Here is a 26,563-nt window from a genome sequence, read left to right as displayed (position 1 = left end):
GCCCACACAGATGATTGCTTTATATTGTTAAAGAACGTTGCGACGTTGTCGCTAGGGATGCGTATAATACATCCTTTATTTTTCGAGTCAACACTTAATTTTAAACTTTCTTTTTAGAAGATTTAAAGCCAAAGTTTTACTTAACTCTGTGAGCAGCTCTTGCCTCGCTATGCGTTGGCGTTCCCCGTCTCAGTGGGGTCGCATTATAGGGAGATCCGAAAACAGATCAACCCTTTTTTTAGATCTTTTTACTGTTCGAACAAAAATAGAGCAAAACAGCATAAAACTAGCTAAATCACTGGCTAAGATGATGCTTTTTTATACTGATTTTTATTATTTAATATAAATTTCATTGCTATGTTCGTTTAAGACGTTAAGATAGCAAGTTCACAATGTTAAATTAATGTTTATTTCCTGTTTATTGGTAGATCTAAAATGAAATTACCCGATCAAAAATCTTTTATCTTCTCTGTTATTCTTGCTGTAGTTGGTTTTGTTATTGTTGAGTTTGCTTTAGGCAGCTTAGCTTTAAGCCCAGCATTGCTATTTGGTGCTGGTTTATTAATTGGTGGGATTGCTATTGCTGCAATGTCATCGGAAGGTGGTGAAGAAGCTGAAGTTAAAACAAAAACACTTTATGTTGGTAATCTTCCTTATCGTGCAAATGAAGGTGTTGTTCGCGCTTTGTTTGAAGAACAAGGTAAAGTTTTCAACGTGCGCCTATTAAAGGATAAAAATACTGGCAAACGTCGTGGCTTTGGTTTTGTTGAAATGGCACAGGCAGATGCAGACAATGCAATTGCTAAGTTAAACGATAGTGAGTTCCAACAGCGTACTTTAAAAGTACGTGAGGCAAAACAAAAACAAGAAGATGATTCTAGCTCTTTACGTACTGAGACGGATCAATCAGTGTAACGTGCTTTATAGCTAGCTTATTACTCAAAACATCAGCCGTTGCATAATATTGCAGCGGCTTTTTTTTGTCTGTAAATTTATTTCCAAAGTTATGCTGCTCTAGTAGGTAGTTTACTCTGCTAGCAATGGCCGCGCCTGAATCGAGTAATTGCACTGCGTTATTAAAGTACGCTTGTATGGCATCGCTAAGAATTGGAAAATGTGTGCAACCTAGTACAAGTACATCTATATCTGAGTTAATGCGCAAACGCGTAAGCTCTTTATGCAGTTTGAGTGTATCTAGCTGCTGAGTGAAAAATAACTGCTCTGCCAATGCCACCAGCTCAACACTGCTATATAAACTCACTGTTACGTTGCTGGCATGCTCTTTTATTAATGTATGAGTATAGGGACTTGCAACTGTGGCGGGGGTTGCCAATAAGCCGATGTGCTTTGTGCGAGTTACTTCAGCAGCAGGCTTTATTGCTGGCACTACACCGACAATAGGTATTGATGTAATTTTGCGTACTTCACTTAAGGCTGATGTAGAGGCTGTATTGCAGGCTATAACAATAAGGTCGACATTAAGCGCGTTGTGCTCAATAAAATAAATGAGTGAGCATAAACGCCCTATAATAGTTTGCTGGGTTTGCGCGCCATAAGGGAGTAACGCATTATCCATAAAGTAGCTGTACTGTGCATCTGGAATACGCTTTTGAATATGCTCAAGCACGGTGGTGCCACCTATACCTGAATCAAATACCATTATGTGGGCTGACAAACTTTGGTTCCTACTGTTTATTGAGAACGGCAGTTTGCCATGAGGTACTTATAAAAGAAAGCAGTTTAGCTTTGCTCAGACTTTAGCGCGTCGAGTGCGTCGCCCGCTGAATTTAATTGGTTTAGGTTTTCAAACATTGCCTGGGTGTAATCAACTAGCTGATCGACTGCTGCTTGATCTTGGTTTAGCCACTCTATAATACCGGCAAGCTGATCTTGTAGGCCTAGTTGCGATGCTTTATCAAATGCATTTTTTAGATCGTCATTAAAAGGTGCGATCGCATCGGCTACCTCTTTTGTTGGGTTTGGCTGATATTGCTCATAACTTTTAACGGTAGCGACTGTTTTTGTTTGACGAAGGTCCATTGAAAATGCAACAAGTTGCTCACTGCCTAAGCTCAGTTCTTGTGCTTTTTCAAATGCTTCATCCAAATCACCGCTAAAGAATGTTTTACTTACACCTTGTAGCTCTTCCATCATGGCATTAATGGCATCTTGCTCTTGCTCGTTTAAATCACCATTAACCGACATTGAAAAAGACAGCTCTCGAGATTGCGACGATGAGCTGGCAAACGATTCGCTGTTATTGCTTTGTTGATACCCGCTCGCTGTTTGAGACTCATATGCATCAGCAAAGCTAATACTGACCTCATCACCTTCGGCCGTTGTAAACTTATACTCGGCATTGCTGCTCATACTTACATATTGTGCTTGGCTTACGCTAACACTGGCCGCTTGTGGGTTAAATAGGGTTTGCTCAAACTCATCAAGTCCCTCAAAAATGCCTTCTTTTGACTTGTCGATGCCCTCTTGCATTTCTTCGTTAAATACACCGGTGCCTTTTAGTTCATCAACCGCTTCGTCTATACCGGTTTGAACACCTGTGCGCGCATCATCTAACATATTTTTTAATTTATCGTCATCGGCACCATTGGCTTTGGCTTTATTAACTGCGCCAGATACGAAGTCGAGTACATTTTTTACTATTTCATCAAAATCGAATAAAGGTTTATCGGCTTGTTTTTGCTCAACAGGTAAACCTAGTTGCTCTGCCATTTTATCGCCAAGCACTTTTGCAGCAAGTTCTCTGCCTCGCTGTAATGAACTTTCTTGCGGAGATTGGATTGTTGGCTGCTGTAGCGCCTCTTTATTATTGAATTTGTTTACGTTGTTGTTTGGCGTATAGCCATAATTACCGATTTTCATGATCCACCTCCGTTACGTACTTAGCTTATTATCGGCTAATAGTGACAAAACTAAAGTGCATGTTTAAAAAAACAGCAACTTTATTATCAGCAAAACTAGACAAATACTGCTCGCTCCCTACAATAGCGCCGATAAATAGATCTCATAGATAAGGTAGTAGCATTAATGGCAGTGATTAAAATAGATACCACACAGTACGATACGCAGCTAAATGAAAAAGAGCAGCGTATTACGTCGCAATTTAAGCGATTTGGTGTGCAAGCGTTAGAGGTGTTTAGCTCAGAGCCAATTAACTACCGCCAACGTGCTGAATTTAGAGTATGGCACGATGGGGATGATCTATTTCATATTATGTTTGATCAGGCCACGAAAGAAAAAATTCGCGTCGACACCTTTGACCCTGCCGCGCCATTAGTTGGTGAAGTTATGCAGGTGATGATTGATAATTTAAAGTCGTGTGAAGTATTACGTCGTAAGCTGTTTCAAATCGATTATTTATCGTCATTAAGTGGCGAGATTTTAGTAAGCTTGCTTTATCACAAACCACTGGATGATCAGTGGCTAACTAAAATAAAAGCCCTGAAAGAAAAACTGAGCAGTAAATACAATATTGACTTTATTGGTCGTGCGCGCAAACAAAAAGAAGTACTAGGCAATGATTTTGTTACTGAGCGTTTAACTGTAAACGGCCAGGAGCTTATTTATCAACAAGTAGAAAATAGCTTTACGCAACCTAATGCTAAAGTGAATATAAAAATGCTGGAGTGGGCACAAGACTTATGTAAACCACTGAGTAATGACCTGCTGGAACTTTACTGTGGTAATGGTAATTTCTCTATTGCATTGGCGGGTTCGTTTAATCGCGTATTGGCTACTGAAATATCTAAGTCTTCTGTGCATTCAGCGCAATACAACATTGCTAAAAATAAGGTAGATAACTTAGATATAATTCGTATGTCGAGTGAAGAGTTTACCCAGGCAATGAATGGCGAACGTACCTTTTCGCGTTTAGAGGGGATAGATTTAAAAAGTTACGATTGCCAAACTATTTTAGTCGACCCTCCACGCGCAGGTATGGATACCCTTACCTGTGACTTAGTGGCCAACTACGAGAACATTATTTATATATCGTGCAACCCAGAAACGCTTGAGCGCGATTTAGATCATTTAACCCGTACTCACAATGTTAAGCGCTTTGCGATATTTGATCAGTTCCCTTATACGCATCACATAGAATCGGGTGTTTTCTTACAAAGAAAATAGTGAGTTAATATTATAATGCCAGCACCTTTATAAGTGCTGGTATTTGATTTTCACTAAACACTTCAATTTGATGCTTCATCAGCAACTTAGCAGTCATACCCACGCCCTGTACTTTTACCCCACTATGGCTACCATCGTAAATTGTATTTCTACCACACGAAGGGCTCGACTCTTTAAGTAATGCAAAACGAATTGCATGCTCATTACATAAGTCTAGGGCTTTAGTTGCACCTGATTTAAATTCTTTAGTTACATCCTCATAAGTGCTCGTTACTACTTTGCCTTGTTTTATCTCTGCTGATGCTCTAGGTGTTGGCAATCCACCAGCCACCTCAGGACAAAACATAACTAACCTATTTTCTTTACGCCATACATTAATTTGCGGGTGCGATAATGCTTGGCTTTTACCATCGTATCGAACAGGTAAGCCAAATAAACAACTCGATATTAATATTTTTTCCATTGCTATATTCCTATAAACAAAAAAAGCTCCTTACGGAGCTTTTATTGTTTTAGCAAATCTTACTTGTTCGCTAAATAGTTAATTAATTTACTAATATCTTCTGGCGCGGTAATGCCGGACTCACGGCCTAGGTTTAATTTGTATTTACCATTTACAATAAAGGTTGGTACGCCACGTAGCGCGCCTTTTTCTTTAAAGTAATTTTGGTCACGCTTCATTTTAGAGCTTAATGTACGTACCGAGAAACTTTTGTATAGTTTATCAAACTTATCGCCATCAACACCCTGCGCTACAAATACATCTTTTACATCTGCAAGCTCGTTAAATTTAGCGCGCTTAGTGTGAATGTGATTAAAAATAGCCGCAACAATTTTATCTTTTTGCGGAAGTACTTCCGCGGTTGCTAGCGCTTGGCTCATCATTTGTTGGTTTTCTGGATCGCGAACACCGACAAAATCAACATGGCTTTTTTTAAATTTAACGTCTTTGTCTAGCTTTGGCTTAAACTCACCAATTAACGCTTCCATGTTATTACAAGCAGGGCAATAAAATGAGAAAAACTCTTTTACTTCTGGCTTTTTAGTCGCGCGCTCTGCCACTACATCGTAATGTACGCCTTCTTCATAAGTGGCGGCTACACTGCTAGCAGCCATAGGCAGTAGTAATGCAAGTAAACCTGCTTTAACTAATTTGATCATTGTTATTGTTCTCCGAGATTAAAGTGTTAGTAAAAAAGCAACTAACTCATTCAGTTCTTGCTGGTTATTAATGGTGTTAATGTTTATTTTATATTTATCGTTTACGATAAAGGTAGGCACACCAGTTAGCGCACCTAGTTTTGAATATTTGTTTTGTTTATCTTGCATTGCACGCTCAGCTGAAATAATTGGCATGCTGGCAATGTCTTGATCAAACGTTGCACTATCGATACCGTTAACTTCAAGCAACTTTTTAACGTCTTTCATTTGCGTTAAAGGTGCGCGCTGTACATGAATACTTTTAAAAATTTGGTCGCTGATACTTTGTGCTTGACCGTGCTTTTTACCGATTAAGTAGGCGTAGCTTAAGTTGCTTTGTGCCTGTGGTGATACACCACCTAAAAAGTTAACGTGATTTTTTATAAATTCAGTGCCCTCAGGTAGGCTTTTTTCAATTGCCTTTGCAACAGGCTCAAATTTAAAACAATGCGGACAGTAAAACGAGAAAAATTCGGTTACTTGCGGCTCTGCGCTTTTTTCTACATCAATAACAGTATACTGGTTATCGGCTTCAAACTGTGCAGCAAGGGCTGCAAATGGTAAACATAAAAGTAGTAGGCTCAGTTTCAATTTTTTAAGCATTGGTATCTCGTGTACTTTTTAAATAAAATTTTATGGCAATAACTTCAGCGGAGCTTCTTGCAGTGCTGCAAACTGCTCTTTAAGCGCTAAAATTTGTTGCTCCCAGTATTTGTCTTCAGCAAACCATGAAAAGTTCCGTAAGAACGCAGGATCACTCCATCGTTTTGCTACCCAACCCATATAGTGAATAATACGCATTGCACGAAGCGGTTCAATTAATTTGAGTTGAGTGTGGTCAAAATCACAAAACTCTTCATACGCATTTACAAGGGTGTCTAACTGTAACAGCTGTGTTTGACGATCGCCACTGAGCATCATCCATAAATCTTGAATGGCCGGCCCCTGACGAGCGTCATCTAAATCAACAAACATAAGTGCTTCGCCTGCCCACAAAATGTTACCTCCGTGGCAATCACCATGTAAGCGGATCCCTTGCACATTTTTATACTGTGCTTGCGCTTGTTCAATAACCAAGTCCAATATGGTGTAAAAAGCCGTGCTGATCCCCATAGGTACCAAATTACTTTTTTGCAGATGAACTTTAGCTGTATGCAAGTATTCTTCGCAACTAAAGGTAGGTCTGTGCTCAAATGGTTTGCTTTTAGCCACCTGATGCATACGGCCAATTAAACGACCCATTACATCAAGCTGATCCAGGTTATCAACTTCAAACTGTCGCCCGCCTACACTTGGAAATAACACAAATACATAACCTTGGTGCTCAAATAAGCTTTCTCCGTTGTGTTTAATGGGTGCAACAACGGGTACTTCGGCCTCAGCTAATTCAAATGCAAAGTCGTGCTCTTCTTGTATTTGCGCTTTGCTCCAGCGCTCTGGTCGGTAAAACTTAACAACGTAGCGCAGGCCATCTTCCGCCTTAAATTGGTAGACTCTGTTTTCGTAGCTATTAAGTGCTAATAAACCTGACTCTGCATATATACCAACGCTTTCTATCGCATCGAGAATTAAGTCGGGCGTTAAATCTTCAAAACTAAATTTACTCATGGGCTTCTTAATGTAAAAAGCGGGCTACCCCGCTTTTGTTAGTGTGTTTATCGCGCTTTAAAAAAGTTACTCGGTTGCGATATGCTTTCATCGGGGTCATTAACCGGTGAAAGTACAAAGTTAAACTCCGTCATTGGCGCTTTTAAATCATACGGGTCCATCACAAGTGACAGTGGCACATTATGCGATTGCCCTGCTTGCACTGTAAATTTTTGCTTGCCAATGTACTTAAAGTTTTCAAGGCCTTGAACATCAATATTAAAGGTTTGCTCGTACTGCGCCTTGTTGATTACTTTTAATGTATAGGTGTTTTCTACCAAGCCATTAAAGTCAACACGATACAGTTGGTTACGGTCTCGTATTATGTCAAAGTCCATAGGCTTTCTAAATGCAATGTTAGCCACCAGCGCACTGGTAAGCACCACCAGTATGACCGTGTAACCTATGATTTTAGCTCGCAGTGGGTTGGTTTTATTTTCAGGTGTTTCGAGATTGCGCTCTGTAGTATAAGAAATAAGACCCCGCGGGTAATCCATTTTATCCATTACACCATCGCAGGCATCAATACATGCACCACAGTTTATACACTCGGCTTGCAAACCATTACGAATATCTATCCCTGTAGGGCACACCTGTACACACAAGTTACAGTCGATACAATCGCCCATTTCTAAATCTTCGTGGGCAATTTTACGCGAACGTGGGCCTCGGCTTTCGCCGCGTTTTTCATCGTAGGTTACGGTGTAAGTGTCTTTATCAAACATAGCTGATTGAAAACGTGAATAGGGGCAAATGTGTAAACACATAATTTCACGCATCCACCCTGCATTAGCGTAAGTACACGCTGCAAAGAAAATAATACTTACCAGCGCGTAACCACCTACATTAAAGGTCACAAAGTCAGGGAGTAATTCACGGATAGGCGTAAAGTATCCGACAAACGAAATCGCCGTATATAAGGCAAATAAAACCCAACTGGTGTGCTTTGCTGTTTTTCGCCAAAACTTATCAAAGTCCATCGGGCGTTGATCTAGCTTTTTACGCTGATTAGCTGTGCCTTCAAACTTTTCTTCAAACCAAATAAATATAAAGGTCCATACAGTTTGCGGGCAGGTATAGCCACACCATACTCGGCCATAAAAGGTAGTAACCAAAAAGAGTGCAAACGCGGCCAACATAAATATAAAGGCTAATATAGTGAAATCTTGCGGCCACAGCGTTAGCCCAAAAATATTGTACTTTTGGTCAACTAAATCAAATAACACAGCTTGCTGGCCATTAAAATTTATCCAAGGCAAAAGCATAAAGGCAAGCATGCCTAAAAAGCCTATACGCTGTCTAAGTAACTGATGAAGCCCTTTTACTGCGCGAACATAAATTCGGTTACGTGGGTTAAACCTGTCGTCTTGACGGCTTAAATCCGGTTGTTGGATTTTAACCTCTGCAGGTATATTCTTTACTTTAATTTGCTTGTCCATCGAAGTTCCTCAACGCCGCTTGGAAATAAAAACGTAGCAATATGTGCGTATTCTTTACTGTAACTGTAGTTCGTTAATGGTAAGTGTGATTAGTTTAAATAATCAGCTGTTTGAATACTTTCAGATATTTCAGAAATATCTAACTGCTGTTGGCTATTATAACAATACTGGCTAAAATTACAGGTATAGATTGCTAATAATTTATTCATCTCAGTTACTTGCTTTTAAAATGCAGTTTATTACACTGCTTGCTAAATTTACCCCATTAAGATCAAGGTTTACGCATTCATGAAAAAGTTTATTATATTGGTCATTCTGATCCTTGCGTTTTTTACTATTGATCACCCATTAGTTAAAGGGCCCCGCGAAAAGCTATTAGGTGAAGGTGTGGGTTTTTTAAGTGATGCGAGCAAAATAAACCGTAGCCCAGCAGCCAATATGGCTAAAAACCGCATTAGCAGTGCGTTAAAGCTCTCTGAGTCTGAACACGAATATATTGAAAAAACCTTTACCACTGATGATTCAGTGCAGTTATTTCATTTACGTTATTGCCGCGAGCGCGACCTAAATTTATATTTTTACGAAGAGCGTTTAAATACAGTGTGTAAAATTGTATCGGATGCATTAGAACAAAAGAGAGCTAAGTAGTGGATTTTTCGCAGTTAAACAAAAAAGCGAGTGACTCTTTTCATAAACAGCGCACAATACTTAAAAAGCTATCGCAAGGAAAAACCTTGCATTGTGAGCAGTGCGGCGAGGTGTTAACACTCGATTTAGCCACCAGCGAGCCGGGTAAAGGCGTTGTTAAGTGTAAAAAAGGCTGCACTGATATTATTTTAGAACTTGGCGCTTAATTATTCTAAGCGCCGTTTAGTACACCTAAAGGCTACTCTTCCCACCCTTCATCTGTAATCAGCCCACTGTTTATGGCTACCACCTCAATAAGCTCGGCAAAACCTAATGCAAAGTCGCCCATTGATTCGTACTGATACTGGTATAAGGCTTCGAGTGTCATGCTATTTTGCTGCGCAATTTGCACTCTTGTTTGCTCATCAACAGCAAAAAAGCTAAGCGTACTTAGCGCACTCTCTAATGCTTCTTTGTACTGAGGCTCTAAAGCGGGAGCTGTTAATAGAGGTTGTGCGTATTCTTTAGTTGCACGTAAAAAACCTTCACTCCACGCTTGGGTATAGTCTAGGTCAAAATTGGCGGGTAACTTGTAACCGGTTTCAAATACTTGCTCACTAATTTGATGGTATAACGTCATAAATAAAAATAGTATTTCTTCGTCTAAATCGTTAGCCGTATTAGGCACAATATGCGCTAACCACTGGTGAACTTCTAATGGGCTTGGCGAACAAATAACCCCAAATAGATAGCCTTGGCTTTGTGTTAATGACATAGCCTGAGGTTGAGTACTTAAAAATGCACTTAATTGCTGTGCGTGTTGCTCGTTAAACTGTGGTAATTGCATTAAATCTCTTTTATTACATTAAAAATTTAGTGGGTAGCGGCCCTGTGCATCGGGGCGGCCTAAAAACTTAACCGCGTCGTGTACATCTTTTGGTAAGCTAGCATCAGGTTTAACATAGCCTGCTACTTTAAAGTCAAAGTTAGCTTTAAGTGTTGCGTCGGCTTCAAGACCTAACGTGTTATCTGGGTCGACCAAAATAGCTATATCACCCGACTTACAGCTTAACATGCCACTCAGTGGGCCTATATTAAACCAGCCATTAAAGCCTTTAACATCTATATTTGGGCTGGCAATCTCGCCTTTTAATGACTCACAATAAGGCACACCTGAGGTGTACTCGTTAAGCTCTAAAATGACTCGACCTTTAGCCGTAGCTGGTATAGGTAGTGCAATACGTTGCATGGCACGCTCTACGGTCGAGCGAATTATACCATCGGTAACTTTAACCACATTATTAAATAATCCGTAATTCACATCAGCATAGCCCGAAATATCGCTACGCTCACGCGGATTACCAAATTTTAAATTAGCATTTAAATTACCCGTAAATAACTGCCAGCCAGCAATATCCCAGCGTACATTATTTAGCTGCTCGTCTTGATAGCGCACTTGCATCATTTGGCCTTGCCATACACTCCCTACGGTTTGCCCTATTTCAAGCTGCTTTGGTAAGTACGGCTTAGCTAGGTCTAACGCAATGGCCGCTGGTAATTTCATTATGCAAAACACAATAAAACTAATAAAAAATACCACTGATAATATTATTATTTTTTTCATTAATTACTTCTCTAGTACTAAGCGGCTTACACGTACAGACCCTGATTTATCATCTTTGCTTAAATCAAGGTTCTCTACTCTTAAGCCATGCTGATTAACCAGTTCGTCTAACCATTCTATTAATTGATTAAACTCTACCGAATCAAGCGTTAAACGTAACGAGTTATCGTTAGGCTGCATTTTACTAATAGTAATACGATAGCGACTACGCGTTGAATTAACCACTTGGCTAATATTTTGATTGCTAATTGCCTGCGTATTACCCGCCGCTTTTAACTTTACTATGCTTTCATCAACCCATACGAGCAGCTCTTGCTGAGTGACGTACGACTTTTTGGCTTTATCTATAGCGTTATTTAGAGGTCTAAAAATTCCCATTACTAAAACAAAAACAACAAATATACCACCAGCAACCATAATCAATTGCTGCTCTTGCTCTTTTAAAGAGCGCCAGTATTGCATTATTTGCTTTTTCATACTGCACCTCGCAGTTTAATTTCGCCTACTACAAAATCGCCATCGTTATTTAACGACCCTTGCTCAACCATTAACCCTTGTTGCTCAAGTATACTTTTTACTTTACCAAACGTTTGAAAGTCTTTTGCGCGTGCGCGTATTCGCAGCTCATTACGGCGTTTATCGTAACGTAGGGTTTCTGGCGTAAATTCGCTTACTTGCGAAAACACGCCAACCAATTGGCTGGTCAAATCTAAAAACCCGGCTTCACTTTCGCCATTAATGGTTTTAAGCGCGCCCCTGATTTGGCTTTTAATTAAGTTAGGACGTACTTTAGTTCCTGGGAATGCTTTTTGGTATCTATCCACTACCTGGGCTTTAGCAAGCTCAACACGCGAGTTAAGTTGATTTAGTTCAACCAGCTTTATTGCAATGGTAGCAAATAAAGCAACACCGGTAATAATGGCTGCGCCTTTCCAATAACCCCACCACAGTGCACTTTTCTTTTTAAGCTGGTACATACCTTGGCGTAAATTAAATTTAACGCTGGTAAGTTGTTTAGCAAATAAGGCCAATGGTAAATCGTAGTCGCTTGCTTGCGAAATTAGGTTAATACTTTCAGGAAACTGATTAGCTGGGCTATAGTGCTTTACGCTCGGCTCGCCTAGTGCACTTAAGTAACCCCTTAGCCAGCTATTTTCAACGGCACTAATATGCCAATCGCCTCTTTTAAATAACCACTGATTATTAAGCTCTATGGCGGTTAATGTATCATCATCGGCTGTAGGCAGTAGCAGGGCATCAGGTAAAATGGTGTATACCGCCAAGTTATGCTCTGAAAATAAAGCAAGCCAAGCCTCAAACCACTCGCGGTCAGTTAAGGCAACTTTAATTGCATGCTGCTCATTAATCATAGTGGGCTCACCAATTGCGACAAATAGCTCGTCTATATCGCACGCAATGTCTTCTTCAAGCATGTATGGCAACGCTTGCTCTAACTTACGATTCCACTTAGTCGGCAACGCCACTGTTTTAAGCTGCACCTGATCGCTAGGCAGTAATACCACTACCTCGCGGGTTTGCGCTTTTTCACTTAGCTCACTTAAACGGCTTGCATCGGTTAATTCCCCACTGGCAATTATTTCTTGTTCTTGTGGTGAATAAATTAACCAATTTAATTTATCTTGCTCTGTTTGACCCGTGCGGATCAGCAGTATTTCTGTCACTGTACGCCTCCAAATTTTCGCGCCAGTATCGTTACTTCGCCATTTTTGGCATGAAGTAATGTGGTCATCGAAAAACGCAAATCGACAAATGTCGCCTGCGTTTGTAATTTAAAATATTCGCTGTTAATACTAAATAGTTCTTTAACCGAATCTAAATTTGTACCGCCTTGCTGCTGTACCTCGGAAAAAAATTCATCCACGCTATCAAATCCGGTTTCAGGGCGAGCTGCTATAACGGCCTCTGCGCCCGATAACGATAATTCGTCAATCATGGCACTTAAAATAAGTGCCTGTTCGGGAAGTAACGTATTGACGTTAATCGATAATAAGGGAGACCCCGGAATAACACACACAAAAGGTAATACTTTTTCCATTACGAGCGGATTAAAACCTTTTACCAAACGCAACTCAGAAGGTGATGCAAATAAACTATTTGCGCTCATATAAGGGTAATCACGCGATAAATACTCGTCTTCTTCAGCGCCTGAACGATAGGTAATGCTGTTTTCATCAAGCCAGTCAAATACACTGTCTGCCATTGCTTCTTCGCTTTCCTCGGCAGGTAAATCTTCAATGTTTTCTAATAATGCAAATAGTGCTTTATGAGCAGGGTTGGTTTTGCTGGTAGAGTTTGGGTCTGGCACTTCCCCTAATGCATTTAAATTTAAACACGCTTGTAAGTCAGTAATTTTACCGCTTAGAGTACCGTTATCTACAGGGTATTGGGTGTCGCCTTGCGTGGCCCAAACCTGATCTAACGAGGTTTTGTCAGGATCATCGTCTTTACTTAACTTTAGTGCCTTTATTGCCAGCTCTTCACCGCCGTAGGCATACCACTTTGCTTGTTGGTGACCTTGCAGGTTAGTGCTTTTTTGAACCTGCACCATTAAATTAGCACTCATTTCTACGGCTAATATCGCGGCCAGTGCAACAATAAACAGCACAATAACTAATGCGGCACCGCGTGATTCGCGCTTATTCATTAATTACTCTCCCCGCTGTTTTTGCCCTGCCCGGGTACTAAAAAAACACGACGAATAGGCTCTGCCTCAATTTGTTGTAAAGTAACCGCAACCGCTTTAGGTAAGGCTTTTATTTGCCATTGCTCTTGCCATTCGTTGTTGGCATCTAAAAATTCAAATTTAAGCTCTTCAATACCTTTTAAAACAACTTGTACCCGCGGCTCCATATTATCAAGCTGATCTACATACACTCTGTATACACGCTCTAAATTGTCATCAAGCACTCTATACCCTACGGCTTGTAACTCAGAACGAGGCAGCAAATTAATTGGGTTTACCCAGCCATCGCGTACAAACGCAATACCATCGTATTGGCTTTCTAATATATAACGCCCTGCTAGTAAGTATTGCTCTTGCGCATCACCGGCTTCGTTACGTACAGTGCGCTGAGTCATTTGGCTAAAGTCTTGGTCCATTAACCTAAATGCGGTTTGTAGGCCGTTAAGCTCCGCTATTTTTTCATCAGACGCTTCTTTTGCTTTGGTGGTTGAGTCTAAAATTTGGTGAGTAGCCATAATCACCACCGCTAAAATAGCCATAGCAACTAATACTTCGATTAATGTAAATCCGCGCTGCTTCACTTATTAACTGCCTTTATTTAAATAAGTTGAAAGCTCGTACACCGATTGCTCGTATTTTTCGTCGCTAAAAACATTTATGGTCACTTTTACAAAGCTTTTGTCTGCAGTTTTTGCTATTTCTTGCTTCCAAAACCACTCAACGCCCGCCATTACTTCGCTGCCGCGCGCGCCATTTTTAGCCTGCCAGTCTTTACCTTTACTACGCTGCACCACAAGCACATTTTCTGCCACCCACGATGCATACGTTTGCTCTTCAAGTGTTGTTAAATGATTTATATGCTCGCCGGTTGCTTGCATAGCTGCAATCCCAGCCATAGCACAAATACTTAACGCTACAAGCACTTCGAGTAAGGTAAAGCCTTTATTTAGCCTCATTATTATGGCTCTTTTCGCAAATTAACAGGGGCTGTAAATTCCCCTTCAATGTAATACACAGGCTCGCTTTGCTCTTTTAATTCAACAATAAGCTGAAAGGCGCTGACCTCGCCAGATGATAAAATAAGGACTTGCGGTATTTTTAGTTTTTCAAGCTCTAATAAGCTATCGTCATCGCCGCCGCTCATTAGCTCACGCCAATTTGCTTGCTCAAGTAAGTTCTCTTGTGACCAGGCTAAATCTTCTAAATTGAGCGTGAGTTTTAACCGTTCATCCAGCTCAATGGGCTTGTAAAGGTCTTCGCGGTCAAAGGTAATCCATTTTTCGCCATCAAATACTAGAAACTCAAGGGTGTTTTCTTCAACCATTAAGCCAAGTTCTATTTGATTTAAAATAGCAAATTCAGAGGCCATGTTAATGGTGGTATGCAGCCTAAGCGCTTGTGTATCAAGCTCATCTTCGGCACCGCCTTCTAAGCTGTATACCACCATTTTGGTCGCAAATGCGATAATAGTAAGTACCACTAAAATTTCTATTAAGCTAAACCCACGGTGGTGGGCGCGCATACGATTAAGGCTTACTTGCATAGTAAGCCTCGTGCAATCGTATTTAACCATACTGCTTGGTTAAGTCGCATTTATTGCTCGTCTTCGTTCCAGTTGCCAATATCATCATCGGTACCGGCTTCGCCATCAGGTCCCATCGAAAAAATATCAAACTTGCCAATTTCACCTGGGCTAATTAGCTGGTACGGGTTGCCCCATGGATCTTCTGGTAATTCATTTACAAAACCACCATCAGGGAAACGCTTTGGAATTGGCTCAATGCTGGTTTTATTGACCAATGCTTCTAAGCCTTGCTCTGTGCTTGGGTAGCTTTTATTTTTAAGCTTGTATAAGCTCATTGCATCTTCAAGCTGTTGAATATCTAGATGTGCTTTATCGATAGCAGCTTCTTCTTGTTGGCCCATAATATTAGGCGCCACAATTGACATAATCATCCCGATAATAACCAATACCACCATTACTTCGAGTAAAGAAAAACCTGATTGTTTATTCACGTAAATACCTCATTTTCCAAAAACATAATTTAATTTGGCGTCATCTAAGTAAATACTAACTTAGCTAACCCCTTAAAGCTTAAAGTCCTACCGCTTTATTCATTGCCATTATTGGCTGTAAAATAGCCATTACTATAAACAAAACAATCACCGCCATAGAGGCAATCATTGCTGGCTCTAATAATTTTAATGATACGTTTACCATGCTTTCAAACTCACGGTCTTGGTTATTAGCCGCGCGCTCTAACATTTGTTCTAACTCACCTGATTTTTCACCGCTGGCAATCATGTGCAGCATCATCGGCGGAAACAATTTGGTTTGCTGTAAAGCCGCTCTTAGGCTTGCACCTTCACTGACTCTATCGGCAGCATCTGCCACCGATTTTTTCATTTTTTTATTCGCTAATACGCCACCCGATATGCGCATTCCTTCAAGTAGTGGCACTGAGCTTGACGATAAAATACTGAGCGTACGTGCAAAACGCGCGGTATTAATACCCCGCGCTACTTTACCAAAACCAGGCATGTGCAGTACGCGGTCGTCCCACCAAAAGCGAATTTTAGGTTGTTTAAGTGCATGTTTAATGCCTACTGCCAGCGCAGTAATGACTAACAAACTTATAAACCAATAATTTTGTACAAAGTGGCTGCCTGCCATAACCCATTCGGTTGTCCAAGGCAGTACTTGCTTAGTTTTTTCGAAGGTTTTTAAAATTTTAGGCACAACAGTACCGAGTAAAACCGAAACAATACCAATAGCAAAAATAACCAAAATGGTAGGATATACCATGGCTTGAGTAATTTGGCTGCGCATGTGTTGGCGCTGCTCGGTGTAATCGGCAAGACGATTTAATACTTGGTCAAGGTGCCCTGATTTTTCACCTGCGGCTACCATTGCTCGGTATAAATCGTCAAATACATGTGGAAATTCACTCATGCCATCGGCCAGTGTATAACCCTCTACTACCTTTGAACGTACCGACATAAGCATACGTTTTAAGCGAGGCTTTTCACATTGCTCTGCCACCGCCATGACAGCCCCTTCAACTGGCAATGCCGATTGAATGAGCGTAGCAAGCTGGCGCGTAATAAGGGCTAAATCGGAGGTTGATACGCTGGGTTTAAAAAAACGACTTAATAACGGCGTTTTTGCGCCACTAACTTGCTTTTCCCCTTCTGCTGCAGGGACAACTTCAAGCGGCGTAAGTTTTTTTTCGCGCAGCGCTTGGCGTATTTGCTTAGCAGTATCGGCTTCTAAAATGCCTTTTTGCTCTTTCCCTCGACCATCAAGGGCACGGTATTCAAACGCCGCCATGGTTAGGCTTCCTCACGGGTAACGCGTAGAATTTCTTCAAGGGTTGTTTTGCCTGCCAGTACGCGGCTACAGCCATCTTGGCGTATGCTTGGGCTTTTTTGGCGAATGTATTTTTCAACACTTTGCTCGCCTTTACCGCTGTGGATCATTTCGCGTATTTCTTCATCAACCACCAGTAATTCATGAATACCAGTACGGCCGCGGTAACCATTAAAGTTACACTCTTCACACCCTACTGCGCGGTAAATTGTAGGTGCGCTATCAAACGGTACTCCTAGCAGCTCACACTCACGTTCATCAGCAGTGTGACCTTCTTTACAGCTATTACATAAAGTACGTACTAAGCGCTGCGACAGCACGCCTAACAATGACGATGACAGCAAGAATGGTTCTACACCCATGTCTTCCATACGGGTAATTGCGCCCGAGGCGGTGTTGGTATGTAGCGTAGACATCACTAAGTGACCTGTAAGCGATGCTTGCACGCCAATTTGCGCGGTTTCAAGGTCACGTATTTCACCGACCATTACCACATCGGGATCTTGACGTAATATTGCACGAAGCCCGCGGGCAAAGGTCATATCTACTTTGGTATTTACTTGCGTTTGGCCAATCCCCGGAATTTCGTACTCTATTGGGTCTTCTACCGTTAAAATATTACGATCGCGAGAGTTTATTTGGCTCATACCGGCGTACAAGGTGGTACTTTTACCAGAACCCGTTGGGCCAGTAACCAAAATAATACCGTGTGGTTTACTAATTAAATCAGCAAACAACTCTCGGTTTTGCGGCGTCATGCCTAAATCTTCAAGGTTTAAGCGGGCATTGTTTTTATCAAGTAAACGCAGTACTACACGCTCACCAAAGCTAGATGGCATGGTAGATACACGTACATCTACTGCACGCCCTGCAATACGCAGGCTGATACGACCATCTTGCGGAATACGTTTTTCTGCTATATCTAACTTCGCCATTACCTTAATACGCGATACTAATAACGAAGCAAGCTTACGATTAGGTTTAAGCACTTCTTTTAATACGCCATCAACCCTAAAGCGAATCACGAGCTCTTGCTCAAAGGTTTCGATATGTATATCGGATGCACCTTCTTTAATTGCTTCGCTTAACATGGCGTTGATTAGTTTGATGATAGGCGCATCATCATCGCCGGCTAATAAATCTTCGGTTTGAGGGAGCTCATCGGCAAGGGAGAATAAATCGACCTCATTACCAATATCTTCCATCATTTGTTGTGTTTCAGAGCTGTCGCGCTGATACGCAGCCTCTAATAGTAACTCAAATTTATCGTCAGCTAACTGCTCTAGGGTAAAGCCTTTACCTGCAATGCGACGCACTTCTAGCAATACTTCAACATCTAGCTCGCCGCGGTAATACACAACTTGCTGTTCATTATTTTTACTAAGCAGTACACCCGCTCTGCGCGCATACGAAAAAGGTAAACGCTTTGGAGGCAACTCAACTAAATCGTTACTTGTAAGTAACTCCTCAGAGCGTGTTTCATCACTACGATGAACCACGTCTTCGTTTATTTGTTCTATTGCGCTAGTCATCTTCACGCTCTGCACGTTCTTTAGAGCTCAATGCTTTTAAGTGCTCTTCATAAGTTGGTGGCAGAATAAGCTCATCATCCCAAGATGGAAGTAAAGGAACATCTGAATTTGGCATAAGCTCTATGCCATCTTCTTTCTCTTTCATTTGCTCGCCACGGATAAAGTTATACTTATTAAAGCTTAACTTATTCATATTAACGCCATCGCGAATAATAGTTGGGCGAATAAATACAATAAGATTACGCTTACGTTTGGTCGTATTAGTTGACTTAAATAAGTGACCTAAAATTGGAATATCACCTAAAATTGGTACCTTAGATACACTCTCTTGTACGTCTTCATCAATTAAGCCGCCTAACACAACCATACCGCCATCATCAGCCATAACGGTTGTGGTAATGGCGCGCTTATTAACAGAAATATCAACAGCGGTTGCACCACTTACACTCGATACTTCTTGTTCAATTAATAATTGTACTGCTGAGCCATCGTTAATTTGTGGGGTTACTTTTAGTTTTACACCCACTTCTTGGCGTTCAATGGTTTGAAATGGATTATCGTTATTACTGCCTGTTTGCGAACCAGTAATAATGGGTACTTCTTGACCCACTATCATCGACGCTTCTTCGTTATCCATGGTGGTAATAGAAGGTGTAGCCAGTATGTTTGAGTTAGTGTCAGTTGAAACGGCCTGAATAATTGCACCCCAGTCGTTTTTAACTAAACCAAACGCTAAGCCATTAACACCACTTAGTAGCGAGGCAAGTGCCGAATAATCACCCTCAGTTGTTTCATCGTAGCTGGTTACGTTACCTGATTCTGTGCCTATTATTGTTTGTGTGGTTGTGGTGTCTTGCGCTTGAATACCTGCAACCGCTAATGAGCCTACAGGCACAGTTGAGCCATTATTAAACTGCAACATACCGCCATCTTCTGAAATCCATTGCGTACCTAAGTTAACACCATCCGATTCCATTACTTCAACAATAATCGCTTCTACAAGTACTTGCGCACGGCGAATATCGAGCCTATCAATCACGGTCTCTAATGAGCGCATGGTATCGGGCTGTGCCGTAATAACTAATGAGTTTGAGTCAGGGTGGGCTTCAATACTGGCATCGTTTTTATTGTTTGTACGAGTTTTACTTGTGCCTTGGCCATCTTCTGCAAGCGTTTTACTTACGCCTTGCAGTACTTTTACTAAATCCTCTGCTTTGGCGTAGTTTAAGTAAAATACTTTGGTATTACCTTGGCTTTCAAGTTCACCATCTAGGCGCTTAATTAGTTCTATAGCACGGGTACGGGCTTGCCCTTCACCGCTTACTATTACGCTGTTAGTACGGCCATCGGCAACCACCTTAGGGATCAAAAACTCTGGAACGCTGCCTTTACCGCTGTCTTTGTAAATATTTTCAACAACCGACACTACATCATCTGCTGTTGCATATTTAAGCTTAACAATATCTACACGCTTATCACCGGCTTGATCCACCGAGCGAATAATTTCTACCAAGCGATTAACCGACGCTGCATGGCCAGTAAGCATCATGACATTGGCAGCATTAAAGTTTGCTACATGGCCACCGTCTTTTTGGTCGCTAAATTGACGTACCAATGGGCCAAGCTCTTGAACACTTACATTTTTAACGCGTACCACACGGGTGATCATCATATCGCCCGATGCAGTGCTGTTTTCTGTAATTAGCGGTACATTTGATTTTTTAGCGTCAGAGCTTTTTTCAATCTTGATAATACCGTTGTCCATTTCTACTGCTGAGTAGCCATACACTTCGAGTACATTTAAGAAAAATTGGTAGTACAGCGCTTCATCCATTAACTCATAACTACGTACGTTTACTTTACCGCGCACATTTGGGTCAATGATCACTGTTTTATTAAGGTTTTTACCAACAATGTTTATAAACTCGTTGATATCTGTGCCTTTAAAGTTTGCAGCATATTCAACAGCTGAAACCGACAACGAAATACTGGCTGCTAAAAAAAGCGCTGCGTACTTAGCTAACCCTTTTTTAATTTTTTTGAGGTGTAGCACCTGAACCATTATGTTAAAACTCCAAAGCTAAGTTATTGCAGGCTAAATTGCACATCGATTTGCTCACCATCACGTTCTATCGTAATTGTGGCATCGCTGGTATTACGCAGCTCATTAATAGCTGCCATTGCCTGTTGTAAATCTGTTAATTGGTAGCCGTTAATAGCCACGGCTAAATCATTATTCTGTAGGCCCATTTGTTTAAATAGAGCAGGCTCTTTACCTGGGCTTAAGCGATAGCCGATTAACTCGCCATCGCTCATTGCTTGTGAAACACGAATATAATCAAATAACTTACCAGGTTCACTTAGTAGCTCTTCTCGTGTTTCTATTATTGCTTCTTTTACATCTGGGTCAGCGGTTGCGTTAATTTGCAACTCGCTTTGTTCTATTTTTTGCGGCCCCATGTCTTGTGCTTCGCGAGCGGCAAGCACAGGCATAGACACTTTTTTACTAAAGTCGAGACCATCTAGCATTAGCGTTTCAAATCGGCCGTTTACACTTAAAATAACGCGATCGGGAAGTATTTGCGCAACCTCTGCACGGGTGCCTTGTACAACCTCTTCAACTAAGTAACTAACTTGTCGCCCCTGTGACTCAATAATAGCAATACCTGCCTTGTCGTCGTTACTTACAGCAACAATACCAGTTAGATTAATACTTAAGCGTGTTTCTGGTGCATTATTAATTACTTCGTTTTGCTGCGCAGTATTGGTTTTATTTGTTACAGTTTTTTTACCAAATAAAAATTGCTCTATAATATTTTGTACTGAGGTAGTACTAGAAGCCTTCGATGCGGCTGAATAGTGAGATGGAGTAAGCGGTGTAGAGACCGGTTGTGGCCATACCAGCCAAACTAATTTTGAGAGTAAATAAGCAAGATAAACAACGACTAACAGCGTAACTACTGCGCTTAATTTAGCATGGGGTAGCCGTGTTAAAAATTGTTTAAGCTGTTGAATTTGCTGTTCCATAATAATGTTCTTATTTTAATTTACTGCATAAGCGCGTACCCATAGTACCCTTTCATTTTTCATTCAACAAGCACACTAATATTAAACTTTGTAAACAGATTAATATAACAATGTAATGTTGACTAAAAAACCAGCACGCGCCGTAATACCTTCATCCTACGATGATTTCATGATAAATTTTACGATATATAAATAGTCGATTGAAGAAGCCTAATGAGTAAAAAAAATAATACTAATGCCGACTCAGACCACAACAGTGAGCCAAAAGTTCGATTAGATAAATGGTTATGGGCTGCGCGCTTTTATAAAACCCGTGCGCTTGCACGCGAAATGGTGCAAGGCGGCAAAGTACATTATAATGGGCAACGTACTAAAGCGAGTAAAATTGTGGAGGTTGGCGCAACCATAAAACTTGCCCAAGGCGTTGATGAAAAGCTTATCAAGGTACTTAAAGTGCTTGAAAAACGCCAAAGCGCCCCCATTGCACAGACCTTGTATCAAGAAACTGATGCAAGTATTGCAAAACGCGAAGAAAACGCCATCGCACGCAAAAATAACAGCTTCTTTGCTCCACATCCGGATAAAAAGCCCGATAAAAAGCAACGACGCGAACTTTTAAAAATGAAATCAAGTTAGGTATAGCCGCTCATGCAACAAGATTTACTGCACCGTTATTTATTCGACAAACTCGATGTTCGTGGCGAACTCGTTCAAATTGAGCACGCCTACAACGAGATGATAGCTAATCACAATTACCCTGAGCCAGTTAAAGCATTATTAGGTGAATTACTCGTTGCAACGTGTTTATTAACTGCCACTTTAAAGTTTGAGGGTGAAATAGCCGTTCAGCTACAAGGCGATGGCCCTGTTAAATACGCTGTTATTAACGGCGATGATAAACAAAATATGCGTGGTATTGCGCGCATGCAAAGCGAGGTTAGCGGCTCAACGGTAAAAGAGCTTGTAGGTAAAGGTTATATGGTTATTACCATTACTCCAACCAAAGGCGAACGTTATCAAGGCATAGTGCCTCTTGAGCACGATACATTAAGTAAATGTATTGAAAGCTACTTTGAGCAATCAGAACAGCTAAAAACACGCCTTTGGTTTGCAACCGACACAACAGAAGGGAAAGCCAAAGCCTGTGGGTTGTTTTTACAAGTACTGCCTGTTGATAAGCAAAAATCAATTAATGACTTTACTCACTTAGAAGCCTTAAGCGATACAATTAAACGCGAAGAGCTATTAGAGCTTGATGCCAATACCGTATTAACGCGCTTATATCACGAAGATAACCCGCGCGTATTTGACCCGCAAGCTATTACATTTAAATGTGGCTGTAGTAGAGAGAAAACCATTACTGCTTTAGTTAATGTAGGCCAACAAGCATTACTTGATGATGTTGCTGAAAATGGCGCTGTTAACATTAGCTGCCATTATTGCCTAAAAGAATATGTTTTTGACGAGCAAGATGTTAAAAACATTTTTAATTAACCTCCCACCTCATAATCAAATATAAAGCCGCAAAATATGCGGTTTTATATTATAAAATGATGATACCGGTGTCATGAATTTTGTTAATTTACTGACACCGGTATCATTGAAATTATTCATGTTTTTTAGCAAATATATGTGTTTTTAGGGCCTTTACAGGCTCGAATATCTCAAATCCTTCTGTTACTATAATTTCAGCTTAAGGGAACTAAGAACCCAGAGCTATCCCGTTCAAACTCTCACACATAGTTAGGTATAAACATGACTACAAGCGCAACACGTTTTGTCGATTTAACCGCAGCTGAACTTGTCGAGCATGCGATTCGTCGTGGCGAAGGGACACTAGCCGCAAATGGAGCCTTTGTTGCAATTACAGGCAAGCGCACTGGTCGCTCTCCTAAAGATCGCTTCATTGTAAAAGAAGCAACAACGCAAGATGATATCCAATGGGGCAATGTAAACCGCCCATTCGATGCTGACAAATTTGACGCTTTATGGGCTCGCGTAGAAGCACATGTGCAAAGTAATGACCACTTCACCTCTCACCTAGAAGTTGGCGCAGACCCTGAGCACTATCTACCTGTAGTTGTTACTACAGAAACAGCGTGGCACCATATTTTTGCTAAAAACATGTTTATTGAGCCTAAAAACTATAATGCATCTGATTTACCCCAATGGCAGGTAATGAATGTACCTTCGTTTGTTTGTGACCCACAGCGTGATGGAACCAACAGCGACGGCACTGTTATTATTAACTTTGCTCAACGCAAAGTGTTACTTGCTGGTATGCGTTATGCCGGTGAAATGAAAAAATCGATGTTCTCCGTTCAAAACTTTCTTCTTCCAGCAAAAGGTGTATTACCAATGCACTGCTCTGCTAACGTAGGAGAAGCGGGTGATACAGCACTATTCTTTGGTTTATCGGGTACTGGTAAAACAACTTTATCGGCCGACCCAACACGCTTTTTAATTGGTGACGACGAACACGGTTGGGCACCAGGAAGCGTATTTAATATCGAAGGTGGCTGTTACGCAAAATGTATCGACCTCTCACAAAAAAATGAGCCAGTAATTTGGAATGCTATTCGCTTTGGTACAATTTTAGAAAACGTTGTACTTGATGAAACACGCACACCTGACTTTAACGATACAAGCTTAACGCAAAATAGCCGTGCTGCTTACCCGCTAGAGCACGTAGAAAAGCGCAAAGTTGAAAACCGTGCTGGCGAGCCAAAAGCTGTTGTATTTTTAACCTGTGATGTGAGCGGTGTTTTACCGCCGGTTTCTGTACTTAGCGAAGAAGCCGCAGCTTTTCACTTTTTAAGTGGTTACACGGCTAAAGTGGGCTCTACAGAGATTGGCTCAACTAGCGATATAGAATCTACATTCTCAACGTGTTTTGGCGCCCCTTTCTTCCCTCGCCCTGCAGGTGTTTACGCTGAGCTGCTTATGAAGCGTGTACGCGAATTTGGGGCAAAGGTTTACCTTGTTAATACAGGGTGGACAGGCGGCCCATACGGTACCGGTGAGCGTTTTGATATTCCAACTACCCGCACTGTAATAGATGCAATCGTATCTGGTAAATTAGCCAATGTAGAGACTCAGCATATCGATGTATTAAATCTAGACGTACCAGTGGAAGTCCCTGGTGTGGATAGCAAGCTACTTAACCCAATTAATACATGGGAAGATAAAGCAAAATATAATGAATATGCAGCAAAACTTGCCGCTGACTTCACTGAAAACTTCGCTAAATACGATGTATCAGATGATATTAAAAATGCAGGCCCAAAAGCATAATTAATTACCAACCCTGATTTAAACGCCAGCCTATAAAGCTGGCGTTTTTGTTTGCTAAGCTAATTATTTTATTGCTGCGACATTTTGTCGCAGCTCATTTCTAGTAAACAAAGATACAATGCGCCATCCCTTTACTGCATATTTTTAATGGTCACTCTTTTATGCGTTTTAATGGTTCATGGCGAAAAATAGCAAGACGTGTACATTTATACCTAGGCTTATCTATCGGGGGTGTACTCGCACTCATTGCTCTAACAGGTTCTATACTCGTTTATTACCCCGAACTAGATGAAAATATAAGTAGTTTAAGTACAGAAACAGCGAGGCCTATAAATTGGGATACCGCATATCAAACGTTAAAAACTCACTACCCAGATAAACAAGGCTCGTGGCGTTTAGAAAGCACCAAAGATAAACATTATATTCCCGCAAGATATTACAACCCAAACGAAACAGTGGATCACGCTTTTGCACCACTTATGGTTTGGCTAAGCCCTGATGGCAGGCTTATATTACGTGAGGATGTATGGGGTAACTACTTTGTTACCTGGATTTATAACGTACACTTCTCGTTACTTGCAGGTAGCGCTGGTACAATCGTTATAGGCTATATAGGAATAGGTAGCCTTATACTCCTCATATCAGGCCTATGCGCTTGGTGGCCTAAAAAAGGGCAATGGGCTAAGGCTATAAAGTTTAAAGCGCGCAGCTCTTTACTGGGCGTGTTATATGACTGGCACAAGTTGCTTGGTTTAATTTTTGCTTTGCCCTTAATCCTATTAACAGCAACCGGTATAATGTTAGCAATACCAAAGCAAACCGATCCTTTAATAACAGCCCTGCTTGGAAATATAGATAAACCTAACAGCGTAATAATAAAACCCCAGCGCAGTATTTCTTTATCAGCAGCACTTAGTACAGCACAAGAGGCCATGCCAAATACACTGCTAGCATGGGTAGAAACCCCGTCAAATCACAATGCGGTATATCGGTTTAGGTTCAAAACCAAAAGCGATCCCTCTCATCGCTTTCCTCACAGTTATGTGCAAGTAAATGCAAGCACAGGAGAGCTCATAAGTGTTTTTAATATAGATAAGATGAGCATTGCCAGTAAATTTAAAAACTGGTTGCATCCACTTCACAATGGCAGCATTGGCGATCAGCCATTACGAATTCTATGGGTTTTATCAGGTGTAGCCAGCGCTTTGTTATTTGCCCTGGGCCTTTTTAGGTGGCTCATTAAAACGAAACGATTTAAATACACTATAAGCTAATTACAAAGCTTATTTAAAATATCAAACGAGCCCTTCACAACCTAAACCTGCTTGTATAACTACGACCTAACTACGACCTAACTTACGACCTAACTTACGAGCTGCTTACGCAGCGTAAATCAAAGCAACAGCGATATAGATAGTCAAACCGCCTTATACCAAACTTGAGGTGCTGCGCTTGATAATAAGCTAAGACCTATGAACTGTTTGTAAAATTAATTCATTACTTTAAGTTATATTGCGTGCTTTAATCGCGGGCTTCGTGAGCCTCAATTCACGCTACGAAGGAGTTGCGGAACTATATAATGGCAGGTATTTCACTTTTCTAGAGACGTAGAAAAAGCACTTCATTTCTCAAGCGGCGTTCTGGTATTGGGAGTAGGAGCGCTACACATCAGAATGTCGTGCGGACTAAGGTACGCATATTTAAAAACGCTATATTTACCATACAAAGATGTGTGGTGAGCCTTATCCGCGGGTTTCGTGATACTCAACCCACGCTACGGAGGTGGGGATATTACACAAAGGCCTGTATTTCACTTTTCTGCGGACGTAAAAAAACCCGTTACATCGCTGTAACGGGTTTCTCTTATTTGGAGCCTGGCAATGTCCTACTTTCACATAGCAAATGCTACACTATCATCGGCGCTGTTTCGTTTCACTACTGAGTTCGGCATGGGGT

Annotated in this window: 28 protein-coding genes; 8 read left to right on the top strand and 20 right to left on the bottom strand. The window is 41.1% G+C overall.

All coding sequences use genetic code 11. The features are described 5' to 3' along the window. The first annotated feature begins 435 nt into the window (after positions 1-435). A complete protein-coding gene (locus tag PSH41_RS19625) occupies positions 436-915 on the top strand; it encodes an RNA recognition motif domain-containing protein (protein ID WP_096042403.1) in 480 nt (159 codons plus the stop codon). Here PSH41_RS19625 and murI read toward each other — a convergent pair. Continuing rightward, positions 878-1,675: a glutamate racemase gene (murI, locus tag PSH41_RS19620; RefSeq protein WP_096042404.1), complete on the bottom strand. Its 798-nt coding sequence runs from the start codon at positions 1,673-1,675 to the stop codon at positions 878-880. The genes PSH41_RS19625 and murI overlap by 38 nt on opposite strands. Before the next feature lie 65 nt (positions 1,676-1,740). Further along, positions 1,741-2,880 (bottom strand): DUF5610 domain-containing protein, encoded by a 1,140-nt coding sequence (locus PSH41_RS19615; RefSeq protein ID WP_029773305.1) that lies wholly within the window; start codon positions 2,878-2,880, stop codon positions 1,741-1,743. A gap of 165 nt (positions 2,881-3,045) precedes the next feature. On the opposite strand from PSH41_RS19615, the gene trmA reads away from it, so the two are divergent. Then, positions 3,046-4,143, top strand: coding sequence for a tRNA (uridine(54)-C5)-methyltransferase TrmA (gene trmA / locus PSH41_RS19610; RefSeq protein WP_273590012.1), 1,098 nt, complete (start codon positions 3,046-3,048; stop codon positions 4,141-4,143). 10 nt (positions 4,144-4,153) lie between these two features. Here trmA and PSH41_RS19605 read toward each other — a convergent pair whose 3' ends face one another. Genes PSH41_RS19605 through ccoG form a run of 5 tightly spaced genes read right to left on the bottom strand, consistent with a single transcriptional unit; the run spans position 4,154 to position 8,429 of the window. Beyond that, positions 4,154-4,606 (bottom strand): DUF523 domain-containing protein, encoded by a 453-nt coding sequence (locus tag PSH41_RS19605; RefSeq protein ID WP_273590013.1) that lies wholly within the window; start codon positions 4,604-4,606, stop codon positions 4,154-4,156. A 59-nt stretch (positions 4,607-4,665) separates the two neighbouring features. Continuing rightward, positions 4,666-5,304, bottom strand: a complete 639-nt coding sequence (locus PSH41_RS19600) for a thiol:disulfide interchange protein DsbA/DsbL (protein WP_004588433.1) — start codon at positions 5,302-5,304, stop codon at positions 4,666-4,668. Positions 5,305-5,322: 18 nt separating this feature from the next. Further along, positions 5,323-5,946 (bottom strand): thiol:disulfide interchange protein DsbA/DsbL, encoded by a 624-nt coding sequence (locus PSH41_RS19595; RefSeq protein ID WP_024032543.1) that lies wholly within the window; start codon positions 5,944-5,946, stop codon positions 5,323-5,325. 30 nt (positions 5,947-5,976) lie between these two features. Then, positions 5,977-6,951 (bottom strand): serine/threonine protein kinase, encoded by a 975-nt coding sequence (locus tag PSH41_RS19590; protein WP_273590014.1) that lies wholly within the window; start codon positions 6,949-6,951, stop codon positions 5,977-5,979. A gap of 47 nt (positions 6,952-6,998) precedes the next feature. Continuing rightward, entirely contained in the window at positions 6,999-8,429 is a 1,431-nt protein-coding gene (gene ccoG / locus PSH41_RS19585) for a cytochrome c oxidase accessory protein CcoG (RefSeq protein ID WP_273590015.1), read from the bottom strand. 288 nt (positions 8,430-8,717) lie between these two features. Here ccoG and PSH41_RS19580 point away from each other — a divergent pair, with 288 nt between their 5' ends. Both PSH41_RS19580 and PSH41_RS19575 read left to right on the top strand, forming a co-directional pair. Beyond that, the gene (locus PSH41_RS19580) at positions 8,718-9,077 is read left to right on the top strand and encodes a hypothetical protein (protein ID WP_273590016.1); all 360 of its coding nucleotides are present in this window, start codon (positions 8,718-8,720) and stop codon (positions 9,075-9,077) included. Continuing rightward, the gene (locus tag PSH41_RS19575; RefSeq protein WP_004588438.1) at positions 9,077-9,283 is read left to right on the top strand and encodes a hypothetical protein; all 207 of its coding nucleotides are present in this window, start codon (positions 9,077-9,079) and stop codon (positions 9,281-9,283) included. Before PSH41_RS19580 ends, PSH41_RS19575 begins: the two co-directional genes overlap by 1 nt. Positions 9,284-9,315: 32 nt before the next feature. Here PSH41_RS19575 and PSH41_RS19570 read toward each other — a convergent pair whose 3' ends face one another. From PSH41_RS19570 to gspC, 13 genes are all read right to left on the bottom strand, one after another. Beyond that, positions 9,316-9,903 carry a UPF0149 family protein gene (locus tag PSH41_RS19570; protein ID WP_273590017.1) on the bottom strand — a complete coding sequence of 196 codons (588 nt, stop codon included), beginning with the start codon at positions 9,901-9,903 and terminating at the stop codon, positions 9,316-9,318. An 18-nt stretch (positions 9,904-9,921) separates the two neighbouring features. Beyond that, on the bottom strand, positions 9,922-10,680 hold the full coding sequence (locus PSH41_RS19565) for a type II secretion system protein N (protein WP_064387295.1): 759 nt from the start codon (positions 10,678-10,680) through the stop codon (positions 9,922-9,924). 3 nt (positions 10,681-10,683) lie between these two features. Continuing rightward, positions 10,684-11,157 (bottom strand): type II secretion system protein M, encoded by a 474-nt coding sequence (locus tag PSH41_RS19560; RefSeq protein WP_273590018.1) that lies wholly within the window; start codon positions 11,155-11,157, stop codon positions 10,684-10,686. Then, entirely contained in the window at positions 11,154-12,362 is a 1,209-nt protein-coding gene (gspL, locus tag PSH41_RS19555) for a type II secretion system protein GspL (RefSeq protein ID WP_273590019.1), read from the bottom strand. Before gspL ends, PSH41_RS19560 begins: the two co-directional genes overlap by 4 nt. Next, positions 12,359-13,345, bottom strand: coding sequence for a type II secretion system minor pseudopilin GspK (gene gspK, locus PSH41_RS19550; RefSeq protein ID WP_004588443.1), 987 nt, complete (start codon positions 13,343-13,345; stop codon positions 12,359-12,361). The genes gspL and gspK overlap by 4 nt, the downstream gene beginning before the upstream one ends. Beyond that, positions 13,345-13,965: a type II secretion system minor pseudopilin GspJ gene (gene gspJ / locus PSH41_RS19545; protein ID WP_004588444.1), complete on the bottom strand. Its 621-nt coding sequence runs from the start codon at positions 13,963-13,965 to the stop codon at positions 13,345-13,347. The genes gspK and gspJ overlap by 1 nt, the downstream gene beginning before the upstream one ends. A 3-nt stretch (positions 13,966-13,968) precedes the next feature. Then, positions 13,969-14,340, bottom strand: coding sequence for a type II secretion system minor pseudopilin GspI (gene gspI / locus PSH41_RS19540; protein WP_024032554.1), 372 nt, complete (start codon positions 14,338-14,340; stop codon positions 13,969-13,971). Positions 14,341-14,342: 2 nt separating this feature from the next. Further along, entirely contained in the window at positions 14,343-14,927 is a 585-nt protein-coding gene (gspH, locus tag PSH41_RS19535) for a type II secretion system minor pseudopilin GspH (protein ID WP_004588446.1), read from the bottom strand. A gap of 50 nt (positions 14,928-14,977) precedes the next feature. Then, positions 14,978-15,400, bottom strand: a complete 423-nt coding sequence (gspG, locus tag PSH41_RS19530; RefSeq protein ID WP_004588447.1) for a type II secretion system major pseudopilin GspG — start codon at positions 15,398-15,400, stop codon at positions 14,978-14,980. A 79-nt stretch (positions 15,401-15,479) separates the two neighbouring features. Beyond that, on the bottom strand, positions 15,480-16,715 hold the full coding sequence (gene gspF / locus PSH41_RS19525) for a type II secretion system inner membrane protein GspF (RefSeq protein ID WP_004588448.1): 1,236 nt from the start codon (positions 16,713-16,715) through the stop codon (positions 15,480-15,482). Between the two features lie 2 nt (positions 16,716-16,717). After that, positions 16,718-18,286, bottom strand: coding sequence for a type II secretion system ATPase GspE (gspE, locus tag PSH41_RS19520; RefSeq protein ID WP_004588449.1), 1,569 nt, complete (start codon positions 18,284-18,286; stop codon positions 16,718-16,720). Continuing rightward, a complete protein-coding gene (gspD, locus tag PSH41_RS19515; protein WP_138578566.1) occupies positions 18,279-20,348 on the bottom strand; it encodes a type II secretion system secretin GspD in 2,070 nt (689 codons plus the stop codon). The genes gspE and gspD overlap by 8 nt, the downstream gene beginning before the upstream one ends. A gap of 23 nt (positions 20,349-20,371) precedes the next feature. Beyond that, the gene (gene gspC, locus PSH41_RS19510) at positions 20,372-21,313 is read right to left on the bottom strand and encodes a type II secretion system protein GspC (RefSeq protein ID WP_054983940.1); all 942 of its coding nucleotides are present in this window, start codon (positions 21,311-21,313) and stop codon (positions 20,372-20,374) included. Positions 21,314-21,526: 213 nt separating this feature from the next. Between gspC and hslR the strand changes: the two genes are divergently transcribed. The 4 genes from hslR to PSH41_RS19490 all read left to right on the top strand — a co-directional run bounded on the left by hslR (position 21,527) and on the right by PSH41_RS19490 (position 25,881). Continuing rightward, positions 21,527-21,949, top strand: coding sequence for a ribosome-associated heat shock protein Hsp15 (gene hslR, locus PSH41_RS19505; protein WP_024032559.1), 423 nt, complete (start codon positions 21,527-21,529; stop codon positions 21,947-21,949). Between the two features lie 12 nt (positions 21,950-21,961). Next, positions 21,962-22,807 carry an Hsp33 family molecular chaperone HslO gene (gene hslO / locus PSH41_RS19500; RefSeq protein ID WP_273590020.1) on the top strand — a complete coding sequence of 282 codons (846 nt, stop codon included), beginning with the start codon at positions 21,962-21,964 and terminating at the stop codon, positions 22,805-22,807. 261 nt (positions 22,808-23,068) lie between these two features. Continuing rightward, the gene (locus PSH41_RS19495; RefSeq protein WP_273590021.1) at positions 23,069-24,607 is read left to right on the top strand and encodes a phosphoenolpyruvate carboxykinase; all 1,539 of its coding nucleotides are present in this window, start codon (positions 23,069-23,071) and stop codon (positions 24,605-24,607) included. Positions 24,608-24,768: 161 nt separating this feature from the next. Beyond that, positions 24,769-25,881, top strand: coding sequence for a PepSY-associated TM helix domain-containing protein (locus PSH41_RS19490; protein WP_273590022.1), 1,113 nt, complete (start codon positions 24,769-24,771; stop codon positions 25,879-25,881). The last annotated feature ends 682 nt before the right edge of the window (positions 25,882-26,563 follow it).

Source organism: Pseudoalteromonas sp. CST2, assembly GCF_028599385.1.
Lineage (GTDB): Bacteria > Pseudomonadota > Gammaproteobacteria > Enterobacterales > Alteromonadaceae > Pseudoalteromonas > Pseudoalteromonas atlantica.
Note: the sequence above shows the minus strand (reverse complement) of the source record. Positions and strands in the feature narration are given on the sequence as shown.

Coding starts and splice junctions, on each gene's coding strand:
- PSH41_RS19495 (WP_273590021.1), top strand. CDS start 23,069: ATGACTACAAGCGCAACACGTTTTGTCGATTTAACCGCAGCTGAACTT.
- PSH41_RS19600 (WP_004588433.1), bottom strand. CDS start 5,304: ATGATCAAATTAGTTAAAGCAGGTTTACTTGCATTACTACTGCCTATG.
- PSH41_RS19565 (WP_064387295.1), bottom strand. CDS start 10,680: ATGAAAAAAATAATAATATTATCAGTGGTATTTTTTATTAGTTTTATT.
- gspH (WP_004588446.1), bottom strand. CDS start 14,927: ATGCAAGTAAGCCTTAATCGTATGCGCGCCCACCACCGTGGGTTTAGC.
- hslO (WP_273590020.1), top strand. CDS start 21,962: ATGCAACAAGATTTACTGCACCGTTATTTATTCGACAAACTCGATGTT.
- PSH41_RS19570 (WP_273590017.1), bottom strand. CDS start 9,903: ATGCAATTACCACAGTTTAACGAGCAACACGCACAGCAATTAAGTGCA.
- PSH41_RS19605 (WP_273590013.1), bottom strand. CDS start 4,606: ATGGAAAAAATATTAATATCGAGTTGTTTATTTGGCTTACCTGTTCGA.
- PSH41_RS19580 (WP_273590016.1), top strand. CDS start 8,718: ATGAAAAAGTTTATTATATTGGTCATTCTGATCCTTGCGTTTTTTACT.
- PSH41_RS19595 (WP_024032543.1), bottom strand. CDS start 5,946: ATGCTTAAAAAATTGAAACTGAGCCTACTACTTTTATGTTTACCATTT.
- gspE (WP_004588449.1), bottom strand. CDS start 18,286: ATGACTAGCGCAATAGAACAAATAAACGAAGACGTGGTTCATCGTAGT.
- gspK (WP_004588443.1), bottom strand. CDS start 13,345: ATGAATAAGCGCGAATCACGCGGTGCCGCATTAGTTATTGTGCTGTTT.
- PSH41_RS19615 (WP_029773305.1), bottom strand. CDS start 2,880: ATGAAAATCGGTAATTATGGCTATACGCCAAACAACAACGTAAACAAA.
- ccoG (WP_273590015.1), bottom strand. CDS start 8,429: ATGGACAAGCAAATTAAAGTAAAGAATATACCTGCAGAGGTTAAAATC.
- hslR (WP_024032559.1), top strand. CDS start 21,527: ATGAGTAAAAAAAATAATACTAATGCCGACTCAGACCACAACAGTGAG.
- PSH41_RS19590 (WP_273590014.1), bottom strand. CDS start 6,951: ATGAGTAAATTTAGTTTTGAAGATTTAACGCCCGACTTAATTCTCGAT.
- trmA (WP_273590012.1), top strand. CDS start 3,046: ATGGCAGTGATTAAAATAGATACCACACAGTACGATACGCAGCTAAAT.
- PSH41_RS19560 (WP_273590018.1), bottom strand. CDS start 11,157: ATGAAAAAGCAAATAATGCAATACTGGCGCTCTTTAAAAGAGCAAGAG.
- gspF (WP_004588448.1), bottom strand. CDS start 16,715: ATGGCGGCGTTTGAATACCGTGCCCTTGATGGTCGAGGGAAAGAGCAA.
- gspC (WP_054983940.1), bottom strand. CDS start 21,313: ATGGAACAGCAAATTCAACAGCTTAAACAATTTTTAACACGGCTACCC.
- gspD (WP_138578566.1), bottom strand. CDS start 20,348: ATGGTTCAGGTGCTACACCTCAAAAAAATTAAAAAAGGGTTAGCTAAG.
- PSH41_RS19625 (WP_096042403.1), top strand. CDS start 436: ATGAAATTACCCGATCAAAAATCTTTTATCTTCTCTGTTATTCTTGCT.
- gspI (WP_024032554.1), bottom strand. CDS start 14,340: ATGAGGCTAAATAAAGGCTTTACCTTACTCGAAGTGCTTGTAGCGTTA.
- PSH41_RS19490 (WP_273590022.1), top strand. CDS start 24,769: ATGCGTTTTAATGGTTCATGGCGAAAAATAGCAAGACGTGTACATTTA.